This is a genomic window from Mycobacterium sp. NPDC006124 (genome assembly GCF_040614235.1).
GTDB lineage: Bacteria > Actinomycetota > Actinomycetes > Mycobacteriales > Mycobacteriaceae > Mycobacterium.
In genome coordinates, this window is the sequence record NZ_JBEXUA010000014.1 from 54923 (window position 1) to 74236 (window position 19314).

Genomic DNA, 19314 nt, shown 5'->3' on the forward strand with positions numbered 1-19314 from the left:
TTCGCGCGAGCGCTCATCGCAAGACCGCCGATCGGTAGTCGTCTCGCCCCATCAGTTCGACGTGCGCACCGGAGGCCAGTACGCGGCCCTCGTCGACGAACACCACCCGGTCGGTCGCAGCCAGCAGCGCCGGACTGCAGGTGACGATCAAGGTCGTGTAGCCCACCGCGGCTGCACCATGGCGCATCTCGGCGATGCCCTGAGCAACAGCACCTTCGGTAACCGCGTCGACCGCCGTCGTGGGCTCGTGCAGGACGAGGATTGGCGGACGCCGGATCAGGGCGCGAGCCAGCGTCAACCGTTGCCGCTGACCACCCGACAGGCTCGCGCCTCGCTCGGTCACACCGTGGTCGAGCCCCGCAGCGTGCACCTCGACGACGTCGGCTGCGCACGACGAGCGCAACGCGACGTCCACGTGCTGCTCGTCGGTCGACGGGTCGGCGAGCAGATTCGACCGCAGAGATCCGGTGAAGAGGTCGGTGCGGTGCGGTTCGACCAGAAGCGTCCGGTGCGACTCGGCGAGGGCCAGCTCATCGAGCCGGACACCTCCGACGCGTACCTCACCGCGGTACTCACCCGGTGCCAGTCGACCGGACAGCACGTCGACGAGGGCGTCGGCGTCCGCCGATCGAGCGGCGACGACCCCCACCATGGCGCCGCCATCGACGGACAGCGTGACGCCGTCCAGTGACCGGTAGCCGACATCGACGAGATCCAGCGCGTACGGAGCCGGACCGAGCCGGGCGGACCCGGGTGCCAAGGCGACCGGCGCGTCCTCGACCCAGCCGACGCGTACCGCGGAGGCGCGGGCCTCCGCGATCCAACTCGGCACCTCGGCCATCGTCTTGAACGGCTCCAGCAGGAACTGGGCCAGTCCGATCACGGTGACCAGTTCACCTATCGAGATCTGTCCACGCAGCGCGAACCAGCCTGCGAGCACGGCGATCCCGACGGCGAGCAGTGCGCTCGTGGCATGGGAGACAGCGACGTAGACGCTCTGGGACCGAGTGGCCCGGAGGGTGGCGGTCAGCGCCTCCTGGCTGACGGCGCGATACCGCCGCGCGGCGGCCTCCTCGGCGCCGATGCCGCGCAGCGGCCGTAGACCGGCGACCAAGTCCGCCGACATCGCCGTCGCCTTGCCGGCGAGCTCCTGTTGATCCGCGACCCGCCGGGTGATCACCGGACCGCCGAAGTGAAGTAGGTACAGGATGACCGGGGTGCCGAGCAGCACCACCAAGCCCAGCGGCACGTCGACGGAGAGCAGCACGCCTGCGCAGACCACGATCGCCGTCACCGAGCCGGCGATGCGGGGAACGTAGTCCAGCAGGTAGGACGTCTCGTCGGCGTCAGTGCTTGCGATGGAGAGCAATTCGCCGCTCCGCAGTGCCGTCCGCAGCCGGAAGGGGTGCAGGATCCGCAGCGAGAGGTCGACCCGCAGCTGGTGCCCCTCGGTCGCGATGGCACGCATGAGCTGCCTCGCACCTGCCTGGTAGCAGACCGTGAGGGCGAGGAACAACGCCGCGAGAGCCGCGACCCACACGATCAACTGGCCGACGTCACCGGTTTCCACTGCACGTCCGACGACGGCGCCGATCATCACGGGGACCATGGCCTCGCACAGCTGGTGACCGCAGATCAGCAGTGATCCCACGGTGAGCAGCCGGGCGTTGCGAGTGACGGTGCGCCGCAGGATCGCACCGCCCGTAAGCGCATCCCCCGTGGTCGTTGGCGATTCCACCACCGTGGCTACGATGTCGAGTCAACCCTTGACGCCGCCGCCATGCGATCGCGAAGGCTCTTGGGACGCATGTCGGTCCAGTTCTCGTCGACGTAGTCCAGACACGCCTGTCGGCTCGCCCCGCCGTCGCCGCCGAAGACGATCGTCCAGCCACCCGGCACCTGCTTGAAGGTCGGCCACAGCGAGTGTTGTTCCTCGCCGTTGACCAGAACGTAGAAGCTGGCCGCGTCGTCGTCGAATGGATTGCCCGACATGCGTTCTCCTCGATGGTGATGTGGAAACCGGGATGGCTCCGGGCGGGACCGCAGCCCGCCCACCGGAACCACGCAACCCTATCAAAGGTTAGGCTATCCATATCTAGGCACACATGGCCGGGTACACATGGGAGGTCGATCATGCGGGTGGCAACGTTCGGATACCAGACCTGGGGTCACAAGACCCTCGAGGCGTTGGTCAAATCGAATCACGACGTCGTGCTGGCGGTGACCCATCCACCGAGTGATCAGCCCTACGAGTCCATTTGGGCCGATTCCGTCGAGCAACTGGCACGCGATCACGGCATCCCGGTTCACTTGGCGCAGCGGCCCGACGAGGAGCTCGTCGAACGCGTCCGGGCCGCCGAGCCCGACATCATCGTCGCCAACAACTGGCGCACCTGGCTGCCCAGGGAGCTGTTCGACCTTCCGCCGCACGGCACCCTGAACCTGCACGACTCCCTGTTGCCGAAGTTCACCGGCTTCTCCCCCGTCATCTGGGCGATGATCAGTGGTGCAACGGAAGTCGGTCTCACCGCGCACCGGATGGACGACGAACTCGACACGGGTGACGTCGTGCTGCAGCGGTCCATTCCGATTGGACCGACGGACACCGGCACGTCGCTGGTGCGTGCGACCATCGACCTCATCCCAGACGTGCTGATCGAATCGCTAGACCTCATCGAGCAGGGCACCGCCACGTGGACACCCCAGAATCTCGACGAGCGCACCTTCTTCCACAAGCGCTCCGCCCGCGACAGCATCGTCGACTGGCGTTGGCCCGCCCAGGATTTGGACCGCTTCGTGCGTGCACTCTCCGATCCCTACCCCAACGCCGTCTCGTACTGGCGCGGGCAGCGGATCCGCATCCTCAAGGCCTCGGTGTCACGCTGCCGCTACGGCGGCACGCCCGGTCGGGTGTTCATCGCCGAGGGCGGCGGAATGGTCATCGTGGCGGGCCCGCACGCGCACCGCGGTGACGCGCCGGGGCTCGTCGTGGAGGTCGTCCGCCTCGACGACGACACCGAACTACCCGCGCTGGAGTTCTTCGGCCGCGGCGGTGGTTACCTGACCGATCAGCCCTAGCCCGTCGCGGTGGTGCCGACCGTGCGGCGGCGAGCCGATGCGAAAGCGGGCTCCTTGGCGATCGATTCGACGATCTCGCCGCATCGCACGGCGATGTTGGAGATCAGGGACGAGCTCAGGCCGTGCGTGTGCTCGGTGCCGCCCTGTAGGTAGATCGCGCCAGGCACGTCGCGCGCCGTCCGCAGTCGGTAGTCACGTGCCACCTCGGGACCGTCGGCGGAGAACACGTTCGGGTCGCACAGGTCACCCAGGATGTCCGGCAACGACATCGGCGCGAACCCGGTCGCATAGACCACCGCGTCACAGTCGAGCGTCTCGACCGCCTTGGTCGGGTGATGCTCGACGACCACCCGCACCCCGCCGTCGTCCTCGGTCGCAGACTGAATGCCGGACGCTCCGTGGAAGTACAGTCGTCGATTGCCGGCCACCCGCTCGGCGTACTCCCGCGCATAGAGCGCCTCGATCAGTGGCAGGTCGACGCACGAATAGTTGGTCGCGCGATGGTAGTCGAGCAGGCGCTGACGCACGGTTGGCTCCGCGGTGTAGAAGTCGTCGACCGCGGCGGGATCGAAGACACGGTTCGCGTAGGGACTGTCGTCGGCAGGGCTGTACCCGTACTTCGCGAAGACACCGTGGACCTCGGCATCCGGAAAGGTGGTGTGCAGGTAGTCGGTGACCTCGGCGGCGCTCTGTCCCGCCCCCACCACGACGAAGCGACGATGGTCGACCGACGGCAGCTTCTGCAGCCTGTCGAGCACCTCGTGGTTGTGGAACTGCCGACGCGTCTCGGTGACCCCGCCGGGCAATTGGGGCCGAAGTCCACCGGCCAGCACCACCGCGCGGGCGCGCAACGTCCCACCCGTCGCACCGTCGACGTCGACCGCCAGGCAGTCGCCCTCGTCGCGGACGGCGACTGCCCGCGTGCCGTAGTGCACCGTCGCCGACACCCTGCCGGCCGCCCACTCCAGGTAGTCGTGGAACTCCAGTCGCGTGGGAAAGAACGTCTGGTGGTTGATGAACTCGTTGAGCCGACCGCGTTCGGTCAGGTAGCTGAGGAACGTGTAGCGGCTGCGCACGTTGCGCTGACTCGCCAGATCCTTCAGGAAGGAGATCTGCATCGTCGTGCCGGGTATCAGCATGCCGGTATGCCAGCCGAATTCCGCCTTCGACTCGACGAACTCGGCGGTGATCGCCTGGTCGCCTGCATGCGACTCGTTGTATTCCTCGATGGCGATCGCCAGGCCCAAATTCGACGGGCCGAAGCCGACGCCGACCACGCCGAGGACGTCGTCGTCGGTGCGTGGGGAATGATCACCGTTCACCGTCAGCGTCATCAGCGGCTCGCCAACTGGTCGGCCGAGCCGGGTACCGGCTGAGCCGGGTCGACGCCGAGCGCAACGATCTCGTTGCGATCGTCGACGTGGACGACGCGCGGTGCGTGAGACGTCAGTTCGCGCTCGTCGAGTTGCCGGAAGGACATGATGATGACGAGGTCACCAGGGTTGATCAAATGAGCTGCAGCGCCGTTGATTCCGACGACACCGGAACCGGCCCGGCCCGTGATCGCATAGGTCGTGATCCGCGCCCCGTTGGTGACGTCGACGACGTCGACTTGTTCGCCCTCCAGGATGTCCGCGGCTCGCATGAGGTCCTCGTCAAGAGTGATCGACCCCACGTAGTGCAGGTCCGCCTGGGTGACGGTGGCGCGATGCACCTTGCCCCCCAGCATGGTTCGCAGCATTGCCAGCCCTCCAGCATCGTCGGCTTCCGTGGCGACCGACGCATCGACAGTCGGCCGATAGAGAGGTTACCCTAACCTTAGTAAGTTCACAGGGTCAGGTCGGCTCCGAAGCGATCAACGACGGGTCGGGTCTCGGCGCCTGGCGCGCATCCGGGCCGACGCCCGCGGGACGACGAGCGGCGTGCCCGTCTCGGGGTCATCGATCACCTGGCACCTCAGTCCGTAGACCTCCTCGACCAGTGCGGCGGTGACGACGTCAGCCGGATTACCCTGCGCCACCACCGAACCCGCCTTCATCGCGACGATCTGGTCGGCGAAACGGCAGGCGTGGTTGAGATCGTGCAACACCGCCACGATGGTTCGGCCCTGCTCGGCATTCAGGTCGGCGAAGAGGTCGAGCAAATCGATCTGATGGGCGATGTCGAGGAACGTGGTCGGTTCGTCGAGCAGGATCAGCGGAGTCTGCTGGGCCAAGACCATCGCTATCCACACCCGTTGGCGCTGACCACCGGAGAGCTGGTCGACGGGGCGTCCGGCGATCGCGGTGACTCCCGTCGCGGCCATCGCGTCGGCGACGGCCCGCTGGTCGTCGCGACTGAACTGCCGCAGCATCGTCTGGTGGGGGAACCGTCCCCGGGTGACCAGATCGGCCACCGTGATGCCCTCCGGGGCGATCGACGACTGCGGAAGCAGCCCCAGCTTCCTGGCGACGTCCTTCGTCCGCAACCGGGTGATGTCCGAGCCGTCGAGAATTACCTGTCCCGCAGAAGGATTCATCAAGCGGGCCAACCCGCGCAGCAGCGTCGACTTCCCGCACGCGTTCGGGCCGACGATGGCGGTGACGGCCCCGGCCGCGACGTCGACGGTCAGACCGTCGACGATCGCGGACCCGCCGTAGCCAAGGGTCAGCTCGCGCGCTCCAAGCCGTACGTGATTCGTCATGCCCCGCACCTCCTATCGACGACGAGCCTGGACGACGAGCAGATAGACGAGATACAGCCCACCGAGGGTGACGGTCACCGCGCCCACCGGCAGTTCGGCGGGCGCGACGATCCTCAAGGCGATCAGATCGCTGCCCAGCAGCAGGAACGCACCCATCGCAGCCGCCGACACCAGGCCCACACCCGGCGCGCCGGTGAGCCGCCGCGCCAGCTGCGGGGCGGCCAGCGCCACGAACGAGATGGGACCCGCCGCGGCCGCAGCGACCGCGATCAGCAGCACCCCAATGCCGAAGTACACCAGTCGCACTCGACCCGGACGGACGCCGAGCGCTCCCGCCGCGTCGTCACCCATCTGTAGGATCGGCAGCTGCGGACCGACGACCGCAAGCATCGCGAGGGCGACCGTCAAACCCACGAGGACGGGAAGGACTTGCGCCCACTCCATTCCGTTGAGCGAACCCTGCTGCCAGATCGACGCGGTGATCGCTTGATGCAGCTTGATCTTCAGGATGATCCACTGGCAGAACGAACTCAACACGGCGGCCACCGCGATCCCGACGATGATCAGGCGGAAGCCGGCCAGCCCGTTCTGGTAGGACAGCAGATAGACCACCACGGCAGTCAGCAGGCCACCGACCACCGCACTCGCCGAGATCGTGTAGTAGCCGCCACCGAGCACCGCGATCGCGATGAGCGCACCGGCGTACGCACCGAAGTCGAATCCGATGACGTCCGGACTCCCGAGCGGATTGCGCGTCAACGCCTGAAAGATGGCCCCCGAGACGCCGAGGCCCGCACCGATCAACAGCGCCAACAGGATTCGTGGCATTCGCCACTCGAGCACCAGCACGCTGGCGAAGGAGGTGTTCCTGCCGATCAAGACGTCGACCACCTGACCGGCCGGGACGGGATACTGCCCGACGCCGAGCGCCAGCACCGCCATCACCGTCGAGGCCGCGCCGAGGATCGCCAGCACCGCGACGCTGCGCCACGCGACGCGCAGTGCGACGCCCGGTTCCCGGCGGACGATGAGCTGCCGGCGCCCGAAGTCGACCGAACTCACAGGGCCGCCGCATCTCGACGCCGGACCAGCCAGATCAGGACCGGTGCGCCGACGAATGCCGTCACGATGCCGGCGGGCAATTCGCCGGGTCGGACCACTACGCGGCCGACGACGTCGGCGACGAGCAGCAGCGCGGGTGCGAGGAGCACCGAGTAGGCGCAGATCCACCGCCAGTCCGGACCGGTGAACCACCGCACCGCATGCGGAACCATCAATCCCACGAAACCGATCGGACCCGCGCCCGCGGTGGCGGCGCCGGCGAGCACCGTGACGGCCAGCAGACCGATCACCCGGGTGCGAACCACGTTGCCGCCCATGGCGACGGCCAACTCGTCACCGAGGGCGACGGCATTCAACCCACGACTGACGTACAGACACATCGCCGTTCCCAGAAGAACGAACGGGGTGATCACGCCGACCACGGCGAGCGTATGGCCGTCGAGGGCACCGGCGTCCCAGTACCGCATCGAGTCGAAGGCACGGGGATTGCGCAGCCGGATGCCATAGGAGATGCCCTCCATCACCGCGCCCGCCGCGACGCCGGCGAGCAGCATCCGCACCGGGGTGGCGACGGCGCGTCCCGTCATGCCGATCAAGTACACCAGGGCCATCGCGACGAAGGCTCCGACGAACGCGAACCACACGTAGGACCAGACCGACCGGAGTCCGAGGAAGGCGATCGCCGCCACGACGAAGAGCCCCGCTCCGGAATTGATACCCAGGATCTGCGCGTCGGCCAACGGGTTTCGCGTGACACCCTGGATCAACGCGCCGCTCGTGCCGAGCGCGACGCCCACGACGATGCCCAACAGGGTGCGCGGGATGCGCAAATCGTGCACGATCCACTCGCTGCCGGTGTCGGTGTAGTCGACGAGGGCGTGCCACACCGTGGCGAGGCCGACGTTCTCGGTGCCGATGGCCAGGCTCAGCAGACAGGCGATCCCCAAGACGAGCGCGGCGCCGCTCAGCCCGAGCGCGTGGCCCCGGCGCGGCGCGGCGCGGGTGGACGGGTCGAGCGCGGCGACGGACAACGGTTACAGCCCGACTCTCTCGAGGGCAAGGTCGAACTCCTCGGAGGCGATCTTGTCGCCCTTGCCCTCGGCCAGCGCCTTCTCGTAGACAGCCACCATCTCGTCGCTCACGGCCTCGAACCTTCGGTCCCAGCTCTCGGAGTCGAACCGCCAGTAGCCGACGACGTCGTACTGGTCGGCGGTCCAGCCATGGTCGGCGCGAAGATATTTGCGTACCTCGCGGGTGGCCCCGGCCTCCCCCGCGAACCAGCAGTAGCCGCGGCCGTCGAGATGGGTGTACGTGCGCACCAGATGAGGCAGACGGCTTGCGGCGTAACCGTTTCCGCTACCGATCGTGGTCGTCAGCGAGATGCCCGGTGGCATCTTCAGGTACTCGAGATCGGAGTCGTCGGCGACCTCGACGATCGCCGAGGCGTGGGTGCCGTCCGGCAGTTCCTCGAGGATTCGGGCCAGGGCGGGCAAGCCCGACAGGTCCGCGATCAGCAGCTGCCAGGCGGCATCGGGTTCGGGCCGGTACCAGCTGCGGGCGTGGTCGAGCACCACGCGGTCACCGACCGTCGCGCGGCGCGCCCACTCGGTGGCGACGCCCCGTTCGTGCAGCACCACGTCGCACGTCACCTGAGCCTTGCCCGGTCCACGGCGTCGGATGGTGTAGTTGCGGCCTTCGGGTGAGTCGTGAAAGTAGAGGCCGACGGCCTCGTCGCCGACCCCGGGCAGGCTCAAGTCGGCCAGGAGGGGGACGTCCAGGACCACGCGCCTCATCCGGGGCCCGACGTCGTCCACCATCGCGACGAAGCCCTCCACCACCGCTTGCATGTAGTGCAGGCTAACCTAATCATGTCCGCGGTCGCGAGCGCCGTACCCGGTTTCCGGACCATGACCGCCGGGTAAGCCCGCCCCATGGTCAAAGCATTTGGATACCGCGCCAATGGTGGAGTCGACGTCCAGGAATTCCTCGATCTCGACATGCCGACTCTTGGACCCGCCGAACTGCTGGTCGAGGTCCGGTCGGCTGGCGTCAACCCCGTCGACTGGAAGATCAGGTCGGGCATGCTGGGCGCCGCGAGTGAGGGCGACTTGCCCGCCGTGCTGGGCAGTGAGGTCTCCGGTGTGGTGCGCGGCGTCGGCAAGGATGTCGAGGGCTTTGCCGAGAACGACGAGGTGTTCGGTTCCGTCGCCACCGGTTCCGGCGCCTTCACCGAGTACACGCTGGTGACCGCGGCCGCCGCTGCTCGCAAACCACCGCAGGTGTCGTTCAACGATGCCGCTACTCTGCCCGTCGCTGCGGCGACCGCCTACGACGGGGTGACGCAGTTGGGACTGCAGGAGGGTCAGACGCTGCTGATCAACGGGGTCGGCGGCGGCGTCGGAGTGGCGGCCGCGCAGATCGCCAGGGATTTCGGCCTGAACGTCATTGGCACTGGCAGTGAGGACAAGCGCGCGCTGGTCGAGACGCTCGGTGCCACGCTGGTGGCCTCGGGAGACGGTGTGGCGGAACGGATCCGGCAGATCATGCCCGACGGGGTCGACGCGATACTCGACCTCGCCGGCGGGGAGGCCCTACGCGCAGTGGCCGATCTGGTCTCCGACAAGACGAAACTGATCAGCGCCGGCGACTTCTCGGTCGGTGAGCTCGGTGGTCATCCCATCGAGCGGGACCGCACCAGCCGAGTCTTGGAGATCGTCGCCCAGCTCGTCGCCGACGGCAAGCTCGACCCGCACGTGGAGGACGTCCGGCCGCTCGACGAGGCCGCCGACGCCGTCGCCGCCGTGGAGATCGGGCATGCTCGAGGCAAGGTCGTCATCGAGGTCAGCTGACGAGCTCGACCCGGACCCATCCACACCAGGAGTCTTCATCACCGAGCGCACCGTTCTGATCAGCGGGGCCGGCATCGCAGGACCGGTACTCGCCTACTGGCTCAAGCGATTCGGCTTCACGCCGACCATGGTCGAACGGTCTCCGGAGCTGCGCGACAGCGGACAGAACGTCGACGTCCGCGGCATCGGTCGCGAGGTGCTGCGCCGGATGGGCCTCGAGGACCGGGTGCGAGCCTCGGGTACCGGCGAGGTCGGTCTGCGCTTCGTCGACGACCGCGGCCGGTCGCTGGGCGAATTTCCCGTCGGCGACTCCGCAAGCGGTGACGGTCCGACGGCCGAGCTGGAGATTCTCCGCAGTCAGCTGTCGCGACTGCTCGTCGAGGAGGCCGGCGAGGTCGAATTCCTCTTCGGCGAGCGCATCGTGTCGGTCGAGCAGGACGAGGGCGGGGTGGACGTCACCTTCGCCGCGGCCGGCACCCGCCGCTTCGATCTCCTGATCGTGGCCGAGGGCATCCGGTCGACGACCCGCAACGCCGTCTTCGGCGCCGAACCGGACTACCGCGATCTCGGCTTCTACACCGCTTACTGCACCATCCCGAAGAGCGCCGACGACGATCGGTGGTGGCAGTGGTACACCACCACCGGCGGCCGCTCGGTTCAGCTGCGGCCCGACAACGTCGGCTCCACCCGCGCCTCCCTCAACTTCCGCAGTCCCCCAACGGGTCTGGACTACCAGAGCCGCGAGGACCAAGTCCAGGCCCTACGTGAGGTGTTCGCCGACGTCGGCTACGCGGCGCCGCGGATCCTCGACGCCCTGGCCGAGGATCCGTCGAGCCTGTATCTCGACAGGATCGCCCAGGTTCGGCTGCCGTCGTGGTCGACGGGTCGCGTCGCGGTCGTGGGCGACGCCGCCTACTGCGCAACCCCGGTCAGCGGCATGGGCACCAGCCTGGCCATCGCCGGTGCCTACCTGTTGGCAGGAGCCCTCGGCGCCACCACCGAACACGCCGAGGCCTTCGCGGCCTACGAACGCCATATGCGACCGTTCGTCGACGAGGCGCAGAAGCTCCCGCCGGGAGTGCCGGGGATCGCCAACCCGATGAGCCGACTGGGCGTCCGCGTCTTTCGTACGGCCGTGCGGGTGGTTGCCAGTGCGCCCGCTCGCGCCCTGACGTCGCGGCTGACGGCGTCATCGACGGACCGCGCGCCCACGTTGCCGGACTTCTAGCCGTCCCGACCGATTGAGTTCCCCTGCTTCACACAGTTTTTCGTCCGTTCATATCGGGGTGCATCCCGGGTGATCGCCAGCCGGGCAGGGTGATGAAGTCTTTGGCGACACTGATTCTCGGATCCCGATGTGGCGAGGCGCGGAGCTGAAAAGCAGATTGAAGGCGAGTTCTCGATTCATTGCTAGCCCGTCACGGTAGGGTCGAGCGCAGACCCGATCTCACGATCACTGAGCCGCTCGCCCGCCCTCGCATCTGCACAGATTTAGTAGGGCTGCGGCGACATCAAAACTGCCACTGATGGCCTCAGGCAAGCTCGATCTCTTCGGCAGCACCCTGACGGCGTTCGTGCAGACCATGCAGTGGTAGTCCAGTGCTTGGCAGTTGGCCCGCATCGGGGCAACGTCGCATTCGGCACGGCGGTGCTGCTGTAGCGTCCGGTGGGCCTCTGAGTGAATTGCCTGCGCCGAGCGAAACCTCCTGTGTCACTTCTGATTCAGGTGTCGCAGCGTAGCATTTCTTGTCAGTGGGTCGTACTAGTGTTCGAGTATGAGTTCGGCTCGGGTCATCGCGGCGGTTACCTCGCTGGTGGCCGCCGTCGCCGACCTCGCCGAGCTGGACTGCGACCAGTTCACCCACCGCGAATTGGTCGAACTGCTCGGTGAACTCGAGACCGCGGCCTGGCAGCTGCCGGTGGTGGGGCATCGGGTGATCGCCCGGCTGCAACGCGAAGCGTCCCCGACGGAACTGGGCGCGAAGTCGTTGGGCAGCGTGCTGACCCAACGGTTGCGGATCTCCGGCAAGGAAGCCCGACGCCGGCTCACCGAGGCCGAAGACCTCGGACCCCGCACCACGCTCAACGGTGAGGCGTTGGCCCCGAAGCTGGCACCTACTGCCGACGCCCAAGCCCGCGGAGCCCTCGGCCCCGAGCACGTGACGATCATCCGGTCCTTCCTCGACAAGCTTCCGGGCTGGGTGGATCCGGAGGTCAAGGAACTGTCCGAGAAGACGTTGGCGCACATCGGGTCCGGCACCGGCCCCGAGGAGTTGCGCCGCGCTGCGGACAAGCTCGCCGTCGCCATCGACCAGGACGGCCCCGAGCCCGACGACTCCGACCGCGACCGGAAACGATTCCTGCGATTGGGGCCGCAGCAGGCCGACGGGATGAGCCGGCTCACCGGGCTCCTGGGCCCCGAAGCCCGGGCCGTGATCGAACCGATCCTCGCCAAACTGGCCGCACCCGGAATGTGCAACCCCGCCGATCACGAACCCCGCACCTCCGGCACCCCGTCCCAAGAACAAATCGACGGCGATGACCGCAGCGTCGGGCAACGCCACCACGACGCACTCATCGCCATCGGACGCACTGTCCTGTCATCGGGGGAACTCGGGCAGCACAACGGCTTACCCGTCACCGTCATCGTGTCCACCACCCTGCAAGACCTCGAAGCCGGAGCCGGGTCCGGGGTCACCGGCGGCGGGTCACTGCTGCCCATGGCCGACCTGATCCGCATGGCCGCCCACGCCCACCACTACCTGGCGGTGTTCGACAAACACACCACCGAAGCGCTGTACCTCGGCCGCACCAAACGGTTGGCCTCGGCAGCCCAACGAATCGTGCTGCACGCCAGAGATCGCGGCTGCACCAAACCCGGCTGCACCGTCCCCGGATACGGCACCCAGGTCCACCACATGACCGGCTGGGCCCACAACGGACAGACCGACATCGACGAGGTCACCTTCGCCTGCGGCGGAGACAACCGCCTCGCCGAGAACGGCTGGACCGTCGCACTCGTCGACGGCGTGGTGCAGTGGATCCCACCCCCGCAACTCGACGTCGGCCAAACCCGAATCAACTACCTCCACCACCCCGAGCGACTCCTCGCCGAACCGGGGGACGAGAGCGCGGCGTAACCGCCTGGTGCCCAGCCAATCTCGACTGGCCCTACAGCGAGAAGTGGTCCTCGATGATGCCCAGCCACACCTGGGCCGAGTCGATCGCGACCTTCTCGCTGATGAACGCGTGCTGGGTTCCGGTGTAGACGTCGCGGAACGCGCGCTCGAGCCGACTGCCCTCGCGGATCGAACTGGTGCCCGCCGCTAGGTGGGCCCACTGCGCGCACTCCCGGGCGACATCGGTCGCGTAGACGGCCGCGATCCGCATGTCGACCCGTAGCGTCGGGGTCAGGTCGTCCCCCGCGGCCACCGCCGCCTCGGCGGTACCGAAGGCGTCGAGCACCAGGAGACGTGCAGCGCGCCACGCGGCGACGTGATGCGCGAGGTCCTTCTGAAAGGTGGGTCGGCTTGCGAGCGAGGCCATATCGCTCATCCGGTACTTCGCGGCCGCCAGCTCGGTGACGTCGTCGAGCATGCTCTTGGCGACGCCGAGCGCCCAAGCGGCGTGGCCGGCCGCGGTCACCGGCATCATTCCCATCCGCCCAGCCGGGGACGTCCCGCGCAGCGGCGAGGTGGTGAACAGCCGGAACGTCCGGCGCTCGGGCACGAAGACGTCGGTCACTTCGTAGTCGTAGGAACCGGTTCCCTTCAGCCCCTGCACGTTCCACCCGTCGGTGAAGGTCACCTCGGCGCGCGGCAGCACGGCGATCATCAGTTCCGGGATGCCCTCACTGATCCAGCGCATTTCGCCGGCCTCGATCGGGAGGAAGCCGGCGGCGACGTACTGCGAGTGCCCGGTGCCGGACCCGAAGCTCCACGACCCGCTCAGCCGGTATCCGCCGTCGACCACGATGCCCTGACCGTTGGGCGCGAACTGCCCGCCCATCGTGACGCGATTGCCGTTGGCGGTGAACACCTCCGCGAAGCCGTCCTCGGGAAGGTAGGACGCGGCGGCGAACGACGACGGCAGGTTCGCAATCCCGGTCCACCCAAACGAGCCGTCCTGCCAAGCCATTTCGATCCACGTCTCGATCATCTCGGCGAACGATGGTTCGACGCCCCCGGCCACCACCGGGTTGAACGCCGTCATCAACCCACTGGTCCACATCGCGTCGACGACGGGCTCCGACATCGTGCGCAGGCGTTCGGACTCGGCGGCCTCGCTGCGGACCAGCTCACGCAGCCCGCGGGCCGCCAGCACGAGATCGTCGTCCACCTGCATCTGCATGGTCATGTCCGCACGCTACCGCCGCCAGCCGGACGAGTAGACAGTTTTGGACGACTGTTCACCGCCTAGGTGAGTGCGGCCACCATGCCTCGGTGCAGAACGCGGTCGCCGACGACTCCGTCGTGATCGGCCTTGTGCAGCACGCAGCGGTTGTCCCACATGACGACGTCACCGGGCGACCAGGAATGCCGGTAGACGTTCTCCTCACGCGTGGAGTGCTCGAACAGATAGGCCACGGTCTCCGCCGCGTCTGCCGGCGACATTCCGCTGACCTCGGCGCAGCGCTCGGGCGTCGACATGTACAGGGCCGTCCTGCCCGACACCGGATGCACCTGGAAGATCGGGTGCGACGCCGCGGATTCCTGTTGCCCGTCCGGTGTCACCCCCGTGACGACGTGCTTGATGGTGCGCCCCTCGAGGAGCGTGCGAACGCGTGCCGGCAGCGTCGAGTACGCGGCGTACTGGTTGGTGAACAGCGTCTGGCCGCCGCGCTCGGGAACCGATACCGCACGCAACGCGGTGTACGCCGGCGGGTGTGGGATGTAACTGGTGTCGGTGTGAAAAGTCGACCTGGGTGGGCGGGTCCGACCGACGTTGGTGACGACGTTGAGCTCGGGTCGGCCGGGCACGGGGGTCTCCCCGACGGTGAACACCGTCTCCCCAAACCTGCGCACGAAATGCAGGAACCCCTCGTCGTCGACGTTCTGGCGGGGCATGACCACCACGCCGTGATCGGCCAGCGCCTCCCGCAGATCCTCGATCTGGCGGTCGTCCAGGTCGTCGATCTTGGCGTCGGTGACCCTGACGCCGATCGGCGTCAGCGCAGTGAAGACAGGCACGGGGCCCCCTCCTCGTCGAGTTCGGACAGGGTGGTCGCGAACAACTCCGCGACGCCGACGCCCGCGGCGGCCGCCATCACGGCGATCACACTGGTCGGTGCGAACGAGCAATAGGGTCCGGCCTCGAGGAACCACGGGTTCCCGTCCGGGTCGATGCGGAAGTCGAACAGGCTGTAGTGGCGGCATCCCATCGCGACGTGACAGGCGCGGGCCGCCGCCCACACCCGTTCAGTGATCGGATCGTCCTGCGGCACGATCCAGGCGCGGGTCGGATCCTTTGCGACGAGGTACAGATCGCCGCCAGCGGAGCGGTCGAGCTTGTCGTCGCCGAGACGCACCGGCTTGGCCGCGCTCACCGCATACTCCTCCAGCGGCAGACACACCAGCTCGCCGCCCCGAACCACGATGCCGCACCGCACTTCTCGACCAAGCTCGACATAGGACTCGACCAGCGCGGCGCGGCCGTGCGAGCACGCGAGCTCCACCGCCGCATCCAACTGTGCCATCTCGCGGACCAGCGTCACCCCGGCCGAGTTGTCGGCGTCGACCGGCTTGACCACGACCGGCAGCGCCAGCGACGGCGACATCCCGGCGGTGACGACCTCACCGGCCGGAACCGCGACGCCGGCGGCCGCGACGATCGCCCGCGCCTTCGCCTTGTCGGCGGCGATCGCCATCACCTCGGGTGAGTTGCCGAGGTAGGGGATCTTCAGCACGTCGAACAGCGCGCGATAGGCGGTCATGCCGGGGAGACAAAACATTTGGGGAATCACCACGTCGACCGGCGCGGAGTGCAAGTGCCCAATGGCCTCGGCCAGCGTCATCGGGGCGGCCGAGGCCAACGACTCGGCGGCCAGGTCGTCGGTGAAGCGCCAGGACCCGTCCGGCGACACGTAGGCGACTCGCTGGTCATACCGGTCGTCCTCGGCAAGCGCGTCGAGGCACGCCCCGGCGTACAGGCGGGACAGGTCGGCGTGAAACTCGTCGACCGGGGAGCCGACGAGCTGCAGAACCGTACGCCTCATTCAGTCACCCCCGGGTTCGACGAGCTTGCCGATGTTGAAGTCGATGCGGCTCCAGCCGCGCCGGGCCCATAGGTTGGCCAGCAGCAGGGACGGGATCTGCAGATGGTGAACCAGTAGGTACGGCAACGGATCCCACCACGCGAAGATGGCATCCTTGCCACCCAAGATGGTCGCGAGCCGGGCCGCCCGATTGGGCTGGGTGAGCAGCCGCCACACCTCGTGGTAGATCCAGTACGTGGGCCGGGCTCCGGGCAGCGGCGTGATCACGGGGTGACCCTCGTCGAGATACGCGGCGGCGACCTCGGGATGGTCGTAGAACATCGTGATGGCCGAATGGGTGCGCGGGTTGCACTCGATCGCGTAGGCGTGCCCGTCGGCGGCTTCGATGAAGTCGAAGGAGGCTTGGCCGGTGATGTCGAGCGCCGAGGTGAACCTCTCCACCCACGAACGGATCTCGGGCTTGTCGACGTCGGCATAGTTGATCTGGAACGCCGAGGACTCGCAGCAGCCGTACACCTGCAGACGACCGTTTCGGACGGTGCCGTGAGTGCAGTACTCCTGACCCTCGACGAATTCCTGCAGGATCCACGGGTCGTCGAGGGAGATGGGCAGTGAGCGCGCGAAGGCCGCGTTGCGATCGGGGGTCTGCGCCGAGAGTGGGGTGAGATCCATCCGGCCGACCGGGTTGTACGCGATTCGCTTCAGGATGTAGGTGCGGCCGGGCGGAAAGTCGAAATCCACCACCTGTTGCGGGTCGGTGATGCGATGGAAGTCGGGTACTCGCAGGCCCAACGACCCTGCGGTGAGCGAGAATTCGGTCTTGTCGTCGAGCATCCGAACGGTCGCCGCGTCGACGTGCACGACGTCGCAGAAGTCGCGAATCAACTCGCCGGCCTTGGCGTCGGGCAGGCTGCCCGCCGGGCTCGACACGGGGACGAACACGTCGACGCGTTCGAGCACGGCAACGTCTCGAAGCGCCTCCGCGTAACCCTCGGCCGTCGGCTCGGGCACGCAGTGGAACGCGTCGACGGCTCGGGAGAATCGATGCCCGGTGAAGCGGTACTTCGCTGACTCTACGAGCACCACGCGATGTCCGGCCGAGTGGAACGACCTCGCCAGCTGAAGCGCCTTGGTCATCTTGCCGCCGCTGATCAACACCGTCTTGCGCACGCCGTCGGTGCTTTGCGCCAAGGGATTTCGCCGACCGACCAGGAGTGCGACGGCGGTGAGGGCAAGGTCGACCGGAAGGGTGAGCAGCAACGCACCGAAGGTGACCGCGGTTCGACCGGCGTTGGCAGCCCTCAGGCCCGGGGGCGCGGCCCCGGTGGGAGTAGCGGCGTCGAGCAACTCCGTCACGGAACCCGCCGGATGAGGGTCAGTCCGTCCCGCAGCGGTATCAACACCTGCTCGACCCGCGAATCGTAGGTCAAGGCGGCATTGAAGCTCGCGATCGCCGCCCCGTTTGCGGTCAGTTCGGTGTCGCCGTACGGCTGGCCCTGCATCAGGGTGTTGTCGACGGCGATGACGGCGCGCGGTGCGAGCAGGTCTCCGGCGAGGAGGAACTCGACGTAGTCCAGGTAACCCGCCTTGTCCGCGTCGACGAAGACGAAGTCGAACGGCTCCACCTCGCTCGAGGCCGCCAACCGGCGTAGCGACTCGATGGCGGGCCCCACCTCGACCGAGATCTTCCGTCCGGCCGGTGAGCCGTCGAAGCACTCTTCGGCGAATCTGGCGACGTCCGGGTCGATCTCGCAGGCGACCACTACGCCGTCCTCCGGTAGCGCCTCGGCCATCGCCAGTGCCGAGTACCCGGTGAACATGCCGATCTCCAGCACGCGCCGCGCGTCGGCGAGATGCACCAGGAACTTGAGCACCTGGCCCTCGACGTGACCCGAGAGCATCTCCTGCTCCAGTCTGCCGCCGCCCGCTTCCGGTGCGCCCCAGTCGGTTCCGCGAGTCCTGCGGGCCAGGTCGGTCAGTGCCGGCGACTCCGGGCTGCTGCACTGGTCGAGGTAGGGGTCCAGTCCAGCGGCCAGATCACGGGCACGCTGAAGGCGTTGCAGCACCGCCGCGTCCACCGCACCGCCTCCCGCGAGCTGACGACACACCTCGCTCAGCTCCTGAGCCAAGATGGTCGACGGCGTGACCGGCCGCGCCAACGGCGCGCGGGCGTCGTCGAGCACGGCAGCGTCGTTCACGACTCGTCGCGCGGGTCGGCCAGGGTGAACACGTCGACTCCCTCACCACCCCGCGGGTAGTCGAGGCAGATCTTCTTGTGCAGCGTCAGCGTGTCGGCCAGTTCCGCGACGGTGAGGTCGTTGAGGAAGCTGCACTTGCCGATCGGAGTCGGAATCGCCGCCCGCAGCAGGCCGTCGCGAGTCTTCAGGATCGACGCCGTCGCTTGCTCCAGCAGTTCCGGTGTCAAGTACTTGCTGTCGAGCGACAACCCCAGGGCGCTCATCACGCCGAGCACCCGGTCGCGATCCTCGACCGACAAGTGGCCACGCTGTTCGGCCAGGGTGGTCGACAGTGCCATGTCGACGTTGATGGCATGGCCATGGAAGAACGGCACCGGCGGAGTGAGTTCCAGTGTCGGACTCCAGGTGTGGCCGAACGCGATGACGCGGTCGAGATCGATTTCGTGGAGGTTGGGGGCCTCGAGTTCGAGCATCGTGGCGATCGCCTGGTGGGTCAGCCGGTCGGCGGCTTCGCGCAATTCGGCGGTGCCGTCGAGATACCCGAAGCGGGTGGCGAGAAGTTCCGGCCCGTACTGCTCGAGCAGACCGAAGATCTCGGCGTTGCCGACCACGGCGATCTTGATCAGTTCGGCCATGCCGTTGCGGACCTGATCCTCGGGCAGCGTCTTGAGGAACGAGAAGTCCAGCAGGACCTTCTGCGACGCGTGGTAGGCGCCGAGACGATTCTTGTGCTTGCCGTAGTTGACCGCGACCTTGATCGACACACTGGCGTCGATCAGGCCGATCAGCGTCGTCGGAATCCGGATGTACGGAGTGTTCCGCCGGTAGCTGGCACAGGCGAAGCCGGCAACGTCGGTCGTCAGTCCGCCACCGACCACCAATACGGGTTCGGTTCGGACCAGCCCGAATTCATCGAAGCGACCGACGATGGTCTCGAAGGTCTCCAGCGACTTGGCCGTCTCCCGAATCTGGACGGGCACGACGGTCAGGGCGATGTCGTAGTGGTCGAAGTACGTCTGGATCGCGTCACCGTAGATCTCGTGGACCGACTCGTCGACGACCATCAATGCGCGGCCGTACTGACGATAGCTGTCTGCCAACTCGGAATTGTCGATGGCGAATACACCGTCGACGTAGACCAGGTCGTACTCGATCTTCTCGTAGCCCTTGACGTGAAAGGTCCTGTCGCTCACGGTCACCGTGGCTTGCATGTTGCTCATCGCGTTACTC

General features: G+C 67.5%; 18 protein-coding genes. 4 read left to right on the forward strand and 14 right to left on the reverse strand.

What is annotated here, in order from left to right:
- Window positions 1-13: 13 nt before the first annotated feature.
- Together ABZ195_RS23405 and ABZ195_RS23410 are read right to left on the reverse strand one after the other, a co-directional pair.
- A complete protein-coding gene (locus ABZ195_RS23405; protein WP_355221983.1) occupies window positions 14-1741 on the reverse strand; it encodes an ABC transporter ATP-binding protein in 1728 nt (575 codons plus the stop codon).
- Window positions 1742-1746: 5 nt separating this feature from the next.
- Window positions 1747-1992: an MbtH family protein gene (locus ABZ195_RS23410; RefSeq protein ID WP_355221985.1), complete on the reverse strand. Its 246-nt coding sequence runs from the start codon at window positions 1990-1992 to the stop codon at window positions 1747-1749.
- A gap of 141 nt (window positions 1993-2133) precedes the next feature.
- On the opposite strand from ABZ195_RS23410, the gene ABZ195_RS23415 reads away from it, so the two are divergent.
- Complete coding sequence (locus ABZ195_RS23415; RefSeq protein ID WP_355221987.1) at window positions 2134-3078, forward strand: methionyl-tRNA formyltransferase; 945 nt, start codon at window positions 2134-2136, stop codon at window positions 3076-3078.
- Here ABZ195_RS23415 and ABZ195_RS23420 read toward each other — a convergent pair.
- The 6 genes from ABZ195_RS23420 to ABZ195_RS23445 form a co-directional block, all read right to left on the reverse strand.
- Complete coding sequence (locus ABZ195_RS23420) at window positions 3075-4412, reverse strand: SidA/IucD/PvdA family monooxygenase (protein WP_355221989.1); 1338 nt, start codon at window positions 4410-4412, stop codon at window positions 3075-3077. The genes ABZ195_RS23415 and ABZ195_RS23420 overlap by 4 nt on opposite strands.
- Window positions 4412-4819: an aspartate 1-decarboxylase gene (gene panD, locus ABZ195_RS23425; protein ID WP_355221991.1), complete on the reverse strand. Its 408-nt coding sequence runs from the start codon at window positions 4817-4819 to the stop codon at window positions 4412-4414. The genes ABZ195_RS23420 and panD overlap by 1 nt, the downstream gene beginning before the upstream one ends.
- A 114-nt stretch (window positions 4820-4933) precedes the next feature.
- Window positions 4934-5761 (reverse strand): ABC transporter ATP-binding protein, encoded by an 828-nt coding sequence (locus ABZ195_RS23430; RefSeq protein WP_355221993.1) that lies wholly within the window; start codon window positions 5759-5761, stop codon window positions 4934-4936.
- 12 nt (window positions 5762-5773) lie between these two features.
- Window positions 5774-6823, reverse strand: a complete 1050-nt coding sequence (locus tag ABZ195_RS23435; RefSeq protein WP_355221994.1) for an iron chelate uptake ABC transporter family permease subunit — start codon at window positions 6821-6823, stop codon at window positions 5774-5776.
- Window positions 6820-7854 (reverse strand): iron chelate uptake ABC transporter family permease subunit, encoded by a 1035-nt coding sequence (locus ABZ195_RS23440; protein WP_355221996.1) that lies wholly within the window; start codon window positions 7852-7854, stop codon window positions 6820-6822. Before ABZ195_RS23440 ends, ABZ195_RS23435 begins: the two co-directional genes overlap by 4 nt.
- A 3-nt stretch (window positions 7855-7857) precedes the next feature.
- A complete protein-coding gene (locus ABZ195_RS23445; protein ID WP_355221998.1) occupies window positions 7858-8670 on the reverse strand; it encodes a siderophore-interacting protein in 813 nt (270 codons plus the stop codon).
- Between the two features lie 84 nt (window positions 8671-8754).
- Between ABZ195_RS23445 and ABZ195_RS23450 the strand changes: the two genes are divergently transcribed.
- The 3 genes from ABZ195_RS23450 (at window position 8755) to ABZ195_RS23460 (ending at window position 12812) form a co-directional block, all read left to right on the forward strand.
- On the forward strand, window positions 8755-9672 hold the full coding sequence (locus ABZ195_RS23450; RefSeq protein ID WP_355222000.1) for an NADP-dependent oxidoreductase: 918 nt from the start codon (window positions 8755-8757) through the stop codon (window positions 9670-9672).
- Window positions 9638-10900 carry an FAD-dependent monooxygenase gene (locus ABZ195_RS23455; RefSeq protein ID WP_355222002.1) on the forward strand — a complete coding sequence of 421 codons (1263 nt, stop codon included), beginning with the start codon at window positions 9638-9640 and terminating at the stop codon, window positions 10898-10900. The genes ABZ195_RS23450 and ABZ195_RS23455 overlap by 35 nt, the downstream gene beginning before the upstream one ends.
- A gap of 547 nt (window positions 10901-11447) precedes the next feature.
- Window positions 11448-12812: an HNH endonuclease signature motif containing protein gene (locus tag ABZ195_RS23460; RefSeq protein WP_355222004.1), complete on the forward strand. Its 1365-nt coding sequence runs from the start codon at window positions 11448-11450 to the stop codon at window positions 12810-12812.
- A 31-nt stretch (window positions 12813-12843) separates the two neighbouring features.
- Here ABZ195_RS23460 and ABZ195_RS23465 read toward each other — a convergent pair whose 3' ends face one another.
- The 6 genes from ABZ195_RS23465 to ABZ195_RS23490 are packed head-to-tail and all read right to left on the reverse strand — an operon-like array spanning window position 12844 to window position 19304.
- Window positions 12844-14028, reverse strand: a complete 1185-nt coding sequence (locus ABZ195_RS23465; protein WP_355222006.1) for an acyl-CoA dehydrogenase family protein — start codon at window positions 14026-14028, stop codon at window positions 12844-12846.
- A 59-nt stretch (window positions 14029-14087) separates the two neighbouring features.
- Window positions 14088-14861 (reverse strand): TauD/TfdA family dioxygenase, encoded by a 774-nt coding sequence (locus ABZ195_RS23470; RefSeq protein WP_355222008.1) that lies wholly within the window; start codon window positions 14859-14861, stop codon window positions 14088-14090.
- Entirely contained in the window at window positions 14840-15886 is a 1047-nt protein-coding gene (locus ABZ195_RS23475) for a D-alanine--D-alanine ligase (protein ID WP_355222010.1), read from the reverse strand. The genes ABZ195_RS23470 and ABZ195_RS23475 overlap by 22 nt, the downstream gene beginning before the upstream one ends.
- On the reverse strand, window positions 15887-17242 hold the full coding sequence (locus ABZ195_RS23480) for an ATP-grasp enzyme (protein WP_355222012.1): 1356 nt from the start codon (window positions 17240-17242) through the stop codon (window positions 15887-15889).
- Window positions 17239-18084 carry a class I SAM-dependent methyltransferase gene (locus ABZ195_RS23485; protein WP_355222014.1) on the reverse strand — a complete coding sequence of 282 codons (846 nt, stop codon included), beginning with the start codon at window positions 18082-18084 and terminating at the stop codon, window positions 17239-17241. The genes ABZ195_RS23480 and ABZ195_RS23485 overlap by 4 nt, the downstream gene beginning before the upstream one ends.
- A complete protein-coding gene (locus ABZ195_RS23490) occupies window positions 18081-19304 on the reverse strand; it encodes a sedoheptulose 7-phosphate cyclase (RefSeq protein WP_355222016.1) in 1224 nt (407 codons plus the stop codon). Before ABZ195_RS23490 ends, ABZ195_RS23485 begins: the two co-directional genes overlap by 4 nt.
- Between the last annotated feature and the right edge of the window lie 10 nt (window positions 19305-19314).